Annotated in this window: 11 protein-coding genes; all 11 read right to left on the reverse strand. The window is 59.8% G+C overall.

What is annotated here, in order from left to right; translation table 11 throughout:
- Nucleotides 1-3: 3 nt before the first annotated feature.
- Nucleotides 4-1,428, reverse strand: coding sequence for a UDP-N-acetylmuramoyl-tripeptide--D-alanyl-D-alanine ligase (gene murF, locus DWX25_RS05455; protein WP_117799224.1), 1,425 nt, complete (start codon nucleotides 1,426-1,428; stop codon nucleotides 4-6).
- A 127-nt stretch (nucleotides 1,429-1,555) separates the two neighbouring features.
- Nucleotides 1,556-3,256, reverse strand: a complete 1,701-nt coding sequence (locus tag DWX25_RS05460) for a peptidoglycan D,D-transpeptidase FtsI family protein (RefSeq protein WP_369831509.1) — start codon at nucleotides 3,254-3,256, stop codon at nucleotides 1,556-1,558.
- A 182-nt stretch (nucleotides 3,257-3,438) separates the two neighbouring features.
- Nucleotides 3,439-3,909: a hypothetical protein gene (locus tag DWX25_RS05465; protein ID WP_022094483.1), complete on the reverse strand. Its 471-nt coding sequence runs from the start codon at nucleotides 3,907-3,909 to the stop codon at nucleotides 3,439-3,441.
- A gap of 90 nt (nucleotides 3,910-3,999) precedes the next feature.
- A complete protein-coding gene (gene rsmH, locus DWX25_RS05470; protein ID WP_117799226.1) occupies nucleotides 4,000-4,965 on the reverse strand; it encodes a 16S rRNA (cytosine(1402)-N(4))-methyltransferase RsmH in 966 nt (321 codons plus the stop codon).
- 20 nt (nucleotides 4,966-4,985) lie between these two features.
- Complete coding sequence (locus tag DWX25_RS05475; protein ID WP_006234269.1) at nucleotides 4,986-5,420, reverse strand: division/cell wall cluster transcriptional repressor MraZ; 435 nt, start codon at nucleotides 5,418-5,420, stop codon at nucleotides 4,986-4,988.
- Nucleotides 5,421-5,880: 460 nt separating this feature from the next.
- Nucleotides 5,881-6,822, reverse strand: coding sequence for a site-specific tyrosine recombinase XerD (gene xerD, locus DWX25_RS05480; RefSeq protein ID WP_199412325.1), 942 nt, complete (start codon nucleotides 6,820-6,822; stop codon nucleotides 5,881-5,883).
- Nucleotides 6,823-6,824: 2 nt separating this feature from the next.
- A complete protein-coding gene (locus DWX25_RS05485) occupies nucleotides 6,825-8,486 on the reverse strand; it encodes a CTP synthase (RefSeq protein ID WP_055286060.1) in 1,662 nt (553 codons plus the stop codon).
- 178 nt (nucleotides 8,487-8,664) lie between these two features.
- Nucleotides 8,665-9,003, reverse strand: coding sequence for a hypothetical protein (locus DWX25_RS05490; RefSeq protein ID WP_117734940.1), 339 nt, complete (start codon nucleotides 9,001-9,003; stop codon nucleotides 8,665-8,667).
- A 212-nt stretch (nucleotides 9,004-9,215) separates the two neighbouring features.
- Entirely contained in the window at nucleotides 9,216-10,697 is a 1,482-nt protein-coding gene (locus DWX25_RS05495; RefSeq protein ID WP_117794763.1) for a DUF1846 domain-containing protein, read from the reverse strand.
- A 477-nt stretch (nucleotides 10,698-11,174) separates the two neighbouring features.
- Nucleotides 11,175-12,662 carry a YfcC family protein gene (locus DWX25_RS05500; RefSeq protein ID WP_369831392.1) on the reverse strand — a complete coding sequence of 496 codons (1,488 nt, stop codon included), beginning with the start codon at nucleotides 12,660-12,662 and terminating at the stop codon, nucleotides 11,175-11,177.
- Between the two features lie 138 nt (nucleotides 12,663-12,800).
- Complete coding sequence (argF, locus tag DWX25_RS05505) at nucleotides 12,801-13,796, reverse strand: ornithine carbamoyltransferase (protein ID WP_006234279.1); 996 nt, start codon at nucleotides 13,794-13,796, stop codon at nucleotides 12,801-12,803.
- Nucleotides 13,797-13,964: the final 168 nt, after the last annotated feature.

Here is a 13,964-nt window from a genome sequence, read left to right on the forward strand (position 1 = left end):
GGGCTAGCACACACCTTCCACAAAGCGGTCGAGCTCAACAAAGCGGGAACCCTTGACCAGTACAACATCATGTTTTTCAAGCGCGCCGCCCATGCGGTCGAGCACCTGCTGATAATCGGAGAACACCTGGATGCGGTCCTCGTCCATGCCCATCATGCGCGCGGCATCGGCCATAAGCTGGGCCAGTTCACCACCCACGCACGCCAGCATGTCGAGCTCCTTGGCGGCGGCATAGGCGCCCACGAGCTCATGCATGCGAGGAGCCTCATCGCCCATCTCGCCCATCTCGCCCAGGATCGCCATGCGAGACCCCGTGCACGAAAGCGAGCACAGTAGATCGAGACCGGCAGCCATCGATTCGGCGCTAGCGTTATAGGAGTCATCGATGATGCGTGCACCGCTCTTGGCGCGCTTGATCTCCTGGCGGTGTCCGGTGATCGTGAGGCCCCTAAAGGCAGCATCGATCTGCTCGGGCGTCACGCCCAGGCGATAGGCAACCGCGGCGGCCTTAACGGCATTAGGAACGGACTGCACGCCGGGGATGGCAAGCATGGTATCGATCGTCTCGCCCTGGCCAAAATCGAGCGTAAAGACCGGACGGCCCTCGTCATCAACACGAACGTCGCGGGCGCGGACCTCATCATCGTCCGAGACGCCGGCAAGCATCACGTCGATACCAGCAGGCTGGGCGAACGTATCGCGAATGAACGGCGTAAAGTCGTCCTCGCCACCCAAAACCAGCAGCGGCAAATAGTCGCCGGCGGCGCACATGCCCTGGACAATCTCGGCCTTAGCGCGGGCGATGTTCTCGCGGCTGCCCAAAATACCGATATGAGAGGTACCGATCTTGCTCACGATGGCAAGGTTGGGATTGGCGGACTGGGACAGGCGCTCGATCTCGTGGAAATGGTTCATGCCCATCTCGAGCACCAGGACCTCGGTATCGGCCGGGGCGGAAAGCACCGTGAGCGGCATGCCGATCAGGTTATTGAAATTGCCCTTGGTGGCCCAGACACGATAGCGCTTGGCGAGTACAGCGGCGAGCACGTCCTTAGTCGTCGTCTTGCCGATGGAACCGGTAATGCCAACGACCAGGCAGCCAAGCTCCAGGCGATACGCGTGCGCCAAATGCAGCAGAAACTCCTCGGGATCATCGGTCAGCAGGATGGCACAGCCCTTGTCCTGCGCCAGCGAGACCAGCTCGGCCTCGGGCTCGCGCGTCATCACGACGGCGCCGGCACCCGACTGGACGGCACGGGAAGCAAAATCATTGCCGTCGACGTTTTCACCGGGAAAGGCGACGAAAATCGTCCCTTCCTCGACCTGGCGCGAGTCGATAACGCACCCGCGGCATACCCGATCGACTTCTCCCGTCACGGTTCGGGCCCCTGTTGCGGCCGCGAGGTTGTTGACGGCGATCTCTATCATTGCAGCTCCCCTGTAAACCTAATAATGCTATCGGCGTATTGTATCCCAGCGCCGCGCATGCGTGGTGCAGGGCATGTGAACACCCCTCATATGGGACAACAAACCACGCCCCAAAGATTGTAACCCCCTACTTCGTGCGCGGGATACCCAGCACGTCGAGCGCGTTGGCCATAATGGACTGGAACGGCACCGCAGCGGCATCTGAGCCGCTCGGCGTTCCGTCGAGCGTGATATAGCACAGCACCTTGGGCGATTGCGCCGGCGCAAAGCCCATAAAGGACGACATGTAGTTCTCCTTGAGGTAGCCGCCGTTCTCGTCGGCACGTTCGGCCGTACCGGTCTTACCCGCCACGTCATAGCCGTCAACCGCACCGCCAACGCCCGTTCCCTCGGACACGACCGTCTGCATGCACGATGTCACCTGTGATGCGGCGTCCTCCGAAATCGCGCGCTCGCCTTCGCCCCAGTCCTTCTCGTCGCCTTTGCTGGACTTATAGAAGTGCGGGGTCATCATCACGCCGCCGTTGGCGATGCCGCCCACGGCACGTGCGATCTCAATCGGCGAGACAGACAGCGCCTGCCCAAAGCTCATCGAGCCCAGCGTGGCGCCGTCATACCGGTCACGCTCCTTGACGATGCCCAGGCTCTCGCCCGGAAAATCGACACCCGAGCTGTGACCGATGCCCCACTTGTCCACATAGGCGGCAAAGTCGTCGGCACCGATTTTGCGCCCCACCAGGACAAAGCCCACGTTGGACGAACGGCGCATCATCTCGCGCACATCCATGGTCATGGCATAGTCGCGTTTGTCGGCATCGGTGACGGTATCGTCGCCCACCTTGATACTCGCCGGCACCTCAAACGACGTACTCGATCGCACTACGCCCAAGTCGAAGCCGGCGCCCGCCACGAGTGTCTTAAAGACCGAGCCGGGCTCGTAGGCGTCGGTTACCAGGCGCAGGTTCATATCCTCGGTCTTGGCGTTTTCCAAATCGGTCTGGTCGTAGGTCGGATACGAGCAGGCGGCGAGAATTTCGCCGGTCGTGGGGTCGGTGACCAAAGCCGAGCCGTTCTTGGCCTTTGTCTTCTCGACAGCCTCTGCCAGAGCGTCCTCAGCCGTACGCTGGATATTGACATCGAGCGTCGTCACGATATCAACGCCGTCGACCGCAGCCACCTTTTTATAGGCACCGCCCGCGATATAGCTGCCGTCCCTCGCGCGCTCGCGTACGAGAGAACCGTTCGTACCGGTCAGAAGCTTGTTGTATTGCTTTTCGAGACCCGTCAAGCCGTCGTTGTCTACATTCACTACACCCAGCACCTGCGATGCCAGATTGCCGTATGGATATACGCGCTTCATGGCCTGCTCAAAAAGCACGCCGGGCAGGTTCTTCTTCTCCAGCGCCGCAGCATCGTCTTCGTCCACCTGGCGCTTGATATACACCCAGGTTCCATCGGACTCGACGAGCTTACGGCAGGTCTTTTTATCGATTCCAGTTGCCTTGACCAGCGCCGACACCGTCTTGTCAACATCCTCGACAAGCTGCGGGTTCACGGCGATGTTGCGACATTCGACCGACGACGCCAGCACGTTACCGTTGCGGTCGTAGATGGTGCCACGTTTGGCATAGAGGGTCTGCGCAAGCAGGCGCCGCGCATCGGCACGCTCGCGCAGTTTATCGGCTTCGACAATTTGATAGTCGGCAAGGCGAAAGACGCCCAAGCCCAAGCCAAGCCCAATGAATCCCATGACGGCTTTGCGGCGAGGCAGCGGCGTGCCTGTGAGCCATTCGGTCGACGAACTCTTGCGCGACCTGGTGTTATGCACTTGAGGGCCGCCCGAGCCGCGAAGTCGCGACGCCGGGTCGTTGCCACGGGACCGCCCGGCGTTGTAAGATTGCCGACCCGTTCCTTGATAACCAGAACGTCCCCGCGACGAGGGACGTCCAGAACCGCGGCCCCCATCGGAACCGCGGCGATAGTCATTTGTCATACTCAGCTACCGTCTTGCTACTGAGCGGTCGCGGTCGCGTTGGCGCCCGCGGCTGCATCCTGCGAAAAGTCAAGTGTAACGCTCTCGCTGGGCTCCACCATGCCATAAGCGCCCGCAAGGTCGCGAATGCGCGTGTCGGCGCCATAGACCGAATGCATGACCTCCAGGTCGGAGCTCTCATCGGTCGCCTTTTCGAGCGTGTTGGTTAGCTCGGCGTTGCTGTTGAGCACCTGGGCCGTAACGCCGGCGAGCGCCACGCGGGCGACGCCGATCGTCATGAAGATAGCCGCAATGATGCAAAACGTTTTAAGAACGCTCATGAAAACCGGGCTTACCGCCTGGTTTGCCTGACGGCCCGCGCCCGTGTAGACATCAAAGCGCGGCGTGCGCTGCTCACGGGGAGCAACGGGGGCCTGCGGTGTCTCACGATAGGCGGGCATGGCGTTCATATCATAGGCAAGTGCTGCGCTTGAAGTGTTGTAGCCCATGATATGCCGCCTCCCATCCCGAGTACGTTGGTAGTGTGTTTAAGCTTCGTTTATGGTGCGAGCGGGAGGTCCAATATCGCGCGGTCGCGCCTACAGACGCTGCGCCACGCGGATTTTGGCTGATCTCGCCCGAGGGTTGCGCTCAACCTCATCAGGCTGGGCAACCAAGGGTTTGCGGGTGATGACCTTGAGTATCGGCACGTTGCCGCACACGCACACCGGAATCTCCGGCGGACACGTGCACCCCTGGCTCATCTCCTTAAAGTGGTTCTTTACGATACGGTCCTCGAGCGAGTGATACGAGATGACGCAGATACGTCCGCCCGGGTTGAGCCACCTGGTGGCGGCATCAAGCCCTCGTTCGAGCACATCGAGTTCGTGATTGACCTCGATGCGAATGGCCTGGAAACTTTTCTTGGCCGGGTGTCCGCCATGCCGACGAGCGGCAGCCGGGATACCCGCCTTGATGATCTCGACAAATTGGCCGGTGGTTTCGATCGGTTTTTGCTCGCGGCGGCGCACGATCTCGCGCGCGATCTGCGAGGCGAACTTCTCTTCGCCGTAGACGCGTAGAATCCGGGCGAGGTCGTGTTCGTTATAGGTGTTGATGACCTCAGCTGCGTTTAAGGTGTTATTACCCGGATCCATCCGCATGTCCAATGGGGCGTCCTCGTTATACGAAAAGCCCCTGCCAGGGATATCGAGTTGCGGTGACGAAACGCCCAAATCGAACAGGAAGCCATCGACCCCGGGCACCTCGGCCGAGCAAAGCAGCTCGTCCAAGTCGCCGAAGTTGCCCTTCAGCAGCTGGTGCGGAACGCCGGGAACCTCGCGGTCCAGACGGGCGCCAGCGGCCTCGAGGGCCATGTCGTCCTGATCGACGCCGAGCAAAAGGCCCGTCTCCCCCACCTGCGCAGCCATCTTTACCGAATGACCGGCACCGCCAAGGGTACAATCGCAGACAACGGAGCCGCTCTTTAGCCGCAGCGACTCAAGCACTTCGCCGAGCATGACAGGTTCATGCCGATATTCTTGTGTCAAGATCCCACGCTCCATCCGTTACCCGTGCCTTGCCCTTACGAGAAGAAGAGGTCCAGCAGGGCCTCGTCGTCATCGTCCTCATCGGCCGCGGCGCGATCCCAAACCTCAAGGTGGTCGTAGTTGCCCACAACCGTGACCTCGCGGTCGAGGTTCGCCTGCTTGCGGAGAGACTCGGAAAGACCGATACGACCGGCGCTGTCCACGTCCATCGACGTGGTGCGCTTGTTGATCGCCCTCATGAGCTTCTGGTCGTTGATGTCGCGCGGGTTAAAACCCTCGTGGCCCTCACGACCCGCGAAGAGTCCTTCGACCCACTTATCGAAGGCCTCGGCAGAGAACACGTACAGAGCATCGACATCCAGGGCTTTGAACACGCGAACGTGCTCTCCAAGCTCCTCGCGAAGGGGTGCAGGCAGGGACAGACGGCCTTTTGCATCGAGATTGCGCTCGTATGCGCCAGTCATTCCCATGTGCGCCCTCCCCTCGGTTACTCAGATGGCACGTACGCGGGGAACCCCCCCGCCAGTCGACGTCATTAATAATATGGGGAACCGCCCCATTTTTCAACACCTTTCCCCACCCCTTCCCCCACTCCGCCCCACCACTCCACCCACCATATATTGCAAAACACCCCCAATCATATGTTCGAAAACACAATATGTTGTGTTTACAGCAACGGCGGGATGCCACCTGTGGCACCCCGCCGTTCAACCTCAACCTTCAAGTTGACCTTGAGGCGATTTTTGCGTCCCTTTACATGCCGTTCACATCGCCCCCAAACTCCCCCACCCAAGGCACGTGCGGCCCACCACCGCGACGACATGTGGCGAAAAATAGAACGGGCCCCAGATTGCCCATGCGCGCGAAAGCACGCCGCGGCAATCTGGGGCCCGTTCCCAAATACCTATTAATTTGCAGGTCAGCGATGTGCTAACGATGTGCCAGCGGGTGTGCTGCCAGATAGACCTCGGTCAGTTGCGTACGATCGACATGCGTGTAGACCTGCGTGGTCGATATATCGGCATGTCCCAAAATCTCCTGTAGCACACGGAGATCCGCGCCGCCCGCAAGCATATGGGTGGCAAAGGAGTGACGCAGCGTATGGGGGTGGAGTCCCACCAACCCCACCTGGCGTCCGTAGCGCTCACAGATGGCATGGATGCCCTGGCGCGACAGGCGGCGGCCGTTCTTATTTAAAAAGACCGCCGAGGTCTCGGTTCCGCGGGCATGGGCCGCCAAGCGAGAACGCCCCTCAGTTACATAGAGCGTCAGAGCTCGCGCCGCGCTTCCCACCAGCGGGGACAGGCGTTCCTTTGAGCCCTTACCGCGAACGAGCACAAAGCCATCGTCGATATGGATATCGCCCACATCGAGCCCCACCAACTCGCTCACACGCAAACCGCATCCGTAGAGCACTTCCAAGATGGCATGGTCGCGCAAGCCCATCTCGCCCTCGGGGAAGTCTTGATCGAGCAGCGCCGAGACATCCTCCACCGATAGATACTCCGGCAAACGCTCAGCTTTTTTAGGCAGGCGCAACGCCGCCGTTGGATTTTGGGCCACAGCCCCATCGCGCACCAAAAAGGCATGCAGGCCCTTCACTGCCGCAAGCGCACGCTCCACCGAGGCATCGGAATAGCCCCCATCGCGACGGTCGGCGACAAAGCCCTCCACGACCTGACGGGTCACCTCTTCAAAAGACACAATACCCGCCCGCTCCAGATAGACGCAGTACGTCGTCAGGTCACGACGATAGGCCGCAATCGTGTTGCGCGCCAAACCCCGCTCGACCGCGAGGTAATCGAGATACTCCCCCGCCGCCACGGCGAGCGACGAGGGAGTAGCTCCGGTATGTTCTTTGTTCGCCGGCACCCTTAGTCCGTAGCGAGGTTCATGGGCGTCACCTGCAGGCGATCGACACCCTCGTGCTGACCGATCGAGGCACGCACGAACTCTCGGAACAGCGGCTGCGGGTTGGTCGGACGGCTCTTGAACTCAGGGTGAGCCTGAGTTGCCACATACCACGGATGCACATCGCGCGGCAGCTCGACCATCTCGACCAGGCGCTCGTCGGGCGAGAGGCCAGAGATAACCAAGCCGGCGTCCTCGAGCTGGTCGCGGAAGGCGTTGTTGAACTCAAAGCGGTGACGGTGACGCTCGTAGACGAGTTCCTCGCCATATGCCTCGCGAGCAAGGGTATCGGCGGCGAGCTTGCACGGATAGGCGCCCAGACGCATGGTGCCGCCCTTCTCGGTCACGTCCTCCTGCGAGCTCATCAGATCGATGACGCTAAACGGGCCGTCCGGATCGAACTCAGAGGAGCTGGCGCCGGCAAGGCCGACGACGTTGCGGGCGAACTCGCACACGGCCACCTGCATACCCAGGCAAATACCCAGATACGGAATCTTGTGCTCACGGGCAAACTCGGCCGCGAGGATCTTGCCCTCCAGGGCGCGCTTGCCAAAGCCGCCGGGGACCAGGATGCCCGAGGCGTCGCCCAGAACCTCGGAGACATTCTGCTCGTCGAGGCTCTCGCCGTCGACCAGCTGGACGTCCACATGGCGATCGTAGAAGACGCCCGCATGGTGCAGGGCCTCGATAACCGACAGGTACGCATCGGGCAGCTGCGTGTACTTGCCCACGACGGCGATCTTCACCTTGTCGGCGTGATGGTTGGCGTGATTCTGTTTGCGCAGGAACTCGTTCCACTCGCTCATGTCGCGCTCACGCGGATCCAGACCCAGACGCTCGCAAATGCGCAGGTCAAAGTCCTGCTCGGCAAGCAGCTGCGGCACGTCGTAGATGCTCGCGCAGTCCTCGTTGGTAAAGACGCAGTCGGTGTCGACGTCACAGAAACTCGCGATCTTGCCGCGGATGGCGTCGTCAATATGGTGATCGGAGCGTAGCACGATGATGTCGGGCTGGATACCAAAGCTGCGGAGCTCTTTGACGGAGTGCTGTGTGGGCTTGGTCTTGACCTCGTGGGCGGCGGCAATATAGGGAACGAGCGACACGTGGATGTAGCAGACGTTCTCGGGGCCGGCCTCCTTGCGGTACTGACGGATGGCCTCGACAAACGGTTGGGACTCGATGTCGCCGATCGTGCCGCCCAGCTCGGTGATAACTACATCGGAGCCGGTCTGCTCCTCGATGCGACGAAACTTGTCCTTAATGGCATTGGTAACGTGAGGAATCACCTGCACGGTACCGCCCAAAAAGTCGCCGCGACGCTCGCGGGCGATTAGGCTTTTGTAGATGGCACCGGTCGTAAAGTTGGAATCGCGGGTCAGGTTCTCATCAATAAAGCGCTCGTAATGACCCAGGTCCAGGTCGGACTCGTAACCGTCCTCGGTCACGAAGACCTCACCATGCTGGAAGGGGCTCATGGTACCGGGGTCGACGTTCAGATACGGGTCGGCCTTTTGCATCGTTACTTTGTAGCCACGCGACTTGAGCAGACGGCCCAGCGAGGCCGCGGTAATACCCTTGCCCAGGGACGAAACCACACCACCGGTTACGAACACATGCTTGGTCATATTGAGTTACCTGCACTTCCCGTAGAAGTTGTTTATCCACATCTTACGGGTCTTCATTGTAATACTCGCGCCGCGGACCGTTCGCAATTTTTCTCGCGTGCGATTGCATTTCTCAGTCTTGAAACAAAACGCCGCCCGGTGTCCCAGGCAGCGTCGCTATGGCAAGGGTTACATGCTGCTATCGATCAGCAACCTCGTCCTCAAGCATTTCTTGAACGAGCATACCGGTACGGACGCCCTCAAGATACCACTCGCCACGTTCGGTGAGGCAAATGCCATTTGCAAGCTGACCGCCGTCATCGCTATAACGCGAGACGACATCAATCATGCCTTCGGAATCCAAGCGATCGATTGCGGCGCGGGCACGATACGGCGAAACCCCCACGCACTCGGCAAGCGTTTTGCGCGAGAAACCATACGGCCCGCCATTGTCTTCGGTTTGCCGGTCGATCTCCATCAACACCAGCACCTCGACACGCTTCATATCGTTGACACTCGCACGACCCTTGCCCGCCATAGCAGCCTCCTCAAACCGAGCACGAGCATTTAACGCGCCGTGCGCGACCGGCGTATCCCGCAAAGGATGTTACATCAGCGTTATTGTATACCGCTCAAATCACTTATAGGCAGGTAAACGGGCTATTTTTAACCCAAACAAAGGCAATGTTGATAAAATAAGCCGCATAGGGCATATACCCCATGCGGCCTAATCAGACCAATCGTCTCGTTTTAGCGGTGAAAGAATCCACGACGCTCGAATTTAGGCTCGCAGCACACATTGATGCCCAGCTTGCGCAGCACCGTCTCATCAGTCGGCGAGATGATAACGCTAAAGAAGGCGTCGCAGCCGCGGAGCTGCTCCAGGCCCGAAAGGACACGGGCGGCAGTCTCACTCGTAGCCGAGGTGATCGACAACGCCATGAGCGTCTCGTCGGTATGGAGGCGAGGGTTTTTGCTACCCAGGAAATGCGTCTTGAGCTTGCTGATGGGCTCGATCGCCTCGTCACTGATGACTTCGAGCTCTAGGTCCACGCCCGAGACATGCTTGAGGGCGTTCATGATCAGCGAGCTCGCGGCACCCAGGCGCGTTGAGGTCTTACCGGTCACAACAGAACCGTCCGGCATGACCATGGCGCCCACGGGACCGCCCGTCAGTTGCTCTCTGGTGAGGGCAGCCGAGCGCGCCGGCGAATAGTTTTTATCGATGCCGGCCTTTTTCATGATGAGTTTGAGACGATCGACCTGTTCGTCGCCCACGCCGGTACGGCGCACGCTTTCAACCGCGGCAAAATAGCGGCGCACGATCTCCATCTTGGAGGCATCACGGCAGGCATCGTCGTCGGTAATGGCAAAGCCAACCATGTTGACGCCCATGTCCGTAGGGCTCTGATAGGGGCTCTCGCCCAGAATCTTTTCCATAAGGGCGCGAACAACCGGGAATGCCTCAACATCACGGTTGTAATTGACCGTGGTCTTGTTGTAAGCCTCAAGATGGAACGAATCGATGATGTTGGCATCGTCAAGGTCTGCCGTGGCGGCCTCGTAGGCGATATTGACCGGATGCGTCAGAGGAAGATTCCAGACCGGGAAGGTCTCGAACTTGGCATAGCCAGCGGCGGTACCGTGCTTATGCTCGTGATACAGCTGCGACAGGCAGGTGGCAAGCTTGCCCGAGCCAGGGCCGGGTGCCGTCACGACAACGAGCGGACGCGTGGTCTCGACAAACTCGTTCTTGCCGTAGCCTTCGTCAGAAACAATCAGATCGACATCGTGCGGATAGCCCTCGATGGGATAATGCAGCTTGGCGGGAATACCGAGCGCGTTCAGACGATTGCGGAAGACATCGGCAGCGGGCTGGCCGGCATACTGCGTGATTACCACGGCGGCAACGGCAAATCCATTCCCTCGGAACAGATCGACCAGGCGCAGGACGTCTTCATCATAGGTAATACCCAAGTCGCCACGGGCCTTGTTCTTCTCGATATGGTTCGCATTGATTGCAATGATGACCTCGACGTCATCGGCGATGCTCTTGAGCATGCGAAACTTGCTGTCCGGCTCAAAGCCCGGCAGCACGCGGCTGGCATGATAGTCATCGAACAGCTTGCCGCCAAACTCCAAATACAGCTTGCCGCCAAACTGCGAGATGCGCTCCTTAATATGAGCAGCCTGCAGCTCGATATACTTCGCATTGTCGAAACCCTGGCGCATGTATGGCTCCCGTCCCGTTTCCCAATTAAGTTCCTACGCGATTATAGCGAAGCCTGCCCTTCCCAAAGGCCAGGCCAACAACGGGCACCAACCAAACACGCCACCACGCAACCGTAAGGAACCCGGGTAGTCTATTTGGGACGGCACCACCTTGCACCAACAATAGAAACGTCGTAGGAAGATGCAACGTCAGCGAGCGCCGCCTAGAACGAACAAGTTGGCATGAAAAAGGCAAGGCATAGACCTTTTGGTCATGCCTTGCCTTTTGAATGACAAATTGTCGTTCTGAACGGCGCGCAGCGTCGACTGGTTGCGCGGTTCGTAGAGCCGCGCAACATAAGTGCGCCTCCCCCCGCGCACGGAACGGGAGGAGGCTAAAGGTAGGAGTCTACCGGTGGGGTTACCCCACCGGACAGACGATGACCAGGTGATCCTTTACAGGATCGTCATGGTTTCCGTGGGGTACCCAAGGGGTACTTAGAGCATCACGCAAGCGATGGTCAGGATGACGGCGCAGACGACGGAGAGAGCGACGATGAGCTTAAGAGCAAACTTGAGCCAGGTCGTCCACTCGATCTTGGCCAGGGCAAGACCGCCCATGATGGCGCCAGAGGTCGGGGTGAACAGGTTCACGACGCCGATGGCGGCGGAGAAGATCATGACCATGACCTCGGGCGAGAAGCCGAGCTTAACAGCCAGCGGTCCCATGATGGGCATGGAGACAGTAGCCATACCGGAGGTCGAGGGGATCAGGAAGGACAGGCCAAAGTAGACTAGGAAGCTCATGGGAGCGAAGATCACGCCGGACAGACCAGCCAAAGCATTGGCGGCAGCGTCGAGGACGTAGACGTCGAGGCCGGTGCTAGCCATGAGGACGGAGATACCACGGGCGAGAGCGATGACGAGGACAACGGACATCATGTCGGCAGCGCCGGTGATGAAGGTGTTGACGATCTGCTTCTCGGACAGGCCACCAATGATACCGATCAGGATAGCCATGAGGAAGAACCAAGTGGAAGCCTCGTCGAAGTACCACTGGCCAATGGGCAGGCCGGTGATCAGGGCAGACCAGCCCTGAACGATGGCGTTACCGTCGGCGTCATAGACAGCGCCAGCATCGAAGAAGTTGGCGACGCCCTCGTTGAGGTCGGCCAGCGGGATGAAGCCGACGATCATGACGACGAAGGTGAAGGCAAAGGCGATCAGAACACCCTTCTGACGACCGGTGAGCTTGACCTCCTTGTTAACCTCGGAAGCAGCCTTGCCGTGAGCCTCTTCGGCGTCCTTGAGCTCCTGCATCGAAAGGATGGTGGAACCCTTGTCAGCCTTGACCTTCTTGGCATAGCTCATGACGAAGACGATGGACATGGCAGTGGTAACAATCCACAGGACGGCACCGAGGCCGATGATGATGGACTGGTTGACCTCAATGCCAACGCCGGTCAGAGCGTCGACGGCAGCGCCGACGGCGAACGGGTTAACCGTGGAGCCCAGGCAGCCGCAGCCAGCGCCGAGCAGGACGGTAGCAGCGCCGACCATGGGGTCGAAGCCAGCAGCCATCATGGTAGCGGCGAGCAGGGCGTAGAAGGGAACGGTCTCCTCGCACATACCATAGGTGGTACCACCGAGGGAGAAGATGAGCATCAGCACGGGAATGAGCATGATCTCGTTGCCCTTAAGCTTCTGCACCAGAACGGCAATGCCGTTGTCCAGGGCGCCGGTCTCGGTCATCATGCCGAGGAAGCCGCCGAGGATCATAACGAAGAGGCAGACGGGCAGAGCGTCAGCGAAGCCCTTGACCGGGGCGGTGCAGAAATCGCTCAGGCGGGCAGCGGTAACCGCGCCGCCGGACGTACCGGAGACGATAACGGTAACAACCGCGACAATTGCCAGCAGAGCAAGAAGAATGGTGAACGATGAAGGCATACCGCGCTTTTTCTTAGCGGTCTCAGTCATAGTTCTCATCCCCCCTTCATAAATCATTTACTGATCTCGCCCAAAGCGGCTCTTCCGTGCCGTGCATGTCGCTCGGTGCGAGATTTTTACCAGACAAAAGCGCTCGGGGTGCGCAGCAATGCACCCCGAGCGAGATGCTAGATGCTCTTACTTGAGCGTAGCGTACATGACAGCCTTGATGGTGTGCATGCGGTTCTCAGCCTCGTCGAAGACCTTGGAAGCGGGGCTCTCGAAGACCTCGTCGGTGACCTCCTGCTCGGTGATGCCGAACTGCTCGCACTTCTCGGCGCCAATCGTAGTGTTGGTGTCGTGGAAGCTGGGCAGGCAGTGCAGGAAGATGGCACCCGGGTTGGCCATAGCCATGACCTCGGAGGTGACACGATACGGGGTGAGCTGAGCGATGCGCTCGGCCCAGACCTCGTCGGGCTCGCCCATGGAGACCCACACGTCGGTGTAGATGACGTCGGCACCGGTGACGCCGTCCTTGACGTCGGTGGTCAGCTTGATGGTGCAGCCGTTGGCCTCGGCGATGGGCTTGCAGGCCTCGATGACGTCGTCAGCGGGCATGCACTCCTCGGGGCCGCAGGCCACGAAGTTCATGCCGAGCTTGGAGCAGACAACCATGAGGGAGCGAGCGACGTTGTTCTTGCAGTCACCCATGAAGACGAGGGTCTTGCCCTTGATGTCGTAGTTGAAGTTCTCCTGGACGGTCAGGATGTCGGCGAGCATCTGAGTGGGGTGCCACTCAGTGGTCAGGCCGTTCCACACGGGCACGCCGGACTTAGCGGCGAGCTCCTCGACGTCGTCCTGGGCAAAGCCACGGAACTCGATGCCGTCATACATGCGGCCGAGAACGCGGGCGGTGTCCTCGATGGACTCCTTCTTGCCCATCTGGGACGAACCGGGATCGAGATAGGTGACGCCCATGCCCAGATCCATGCCGCCGACCTCGAAGGCGCAGCGGGTACGAGTGGAGGTCTTCTGGAAGAGCAGGACGATGTTCTTGCCCTCGAGATAGCGGTGCGGAACGCCAGCGCGCTTCATATCCTTGAAGTTCTTGGAGAGCTTGAGCAGGTACTCGATCTCCTCGGTGGTGAGGTCGAGAAGCTTGAGGAAGCTACGGCCGGAGAGGTTAACACCCATGGTTCGTTTCCTTTCGAAGAAATGAATTCCTTAATTACTTACGTAATGCTACCCGTTTGACGGGCGAAACCGGTGCGGTTGTAGGGAGACCGCACCGGAAACGAAAAGACTTAGAGGTCCTCGCGCCAGAAGGGCATGCTCATGCAGCGCGGGCCGCCACGGCCGCGG

Source organism: Collinsella sp. AF18-8LB, assembly GCF_003459795.1.
GTDB lineage: Bacteria > Actinomycetota > Coriobacteriia > Coriobacteriales > Coriobacteriaceae > Collinsella.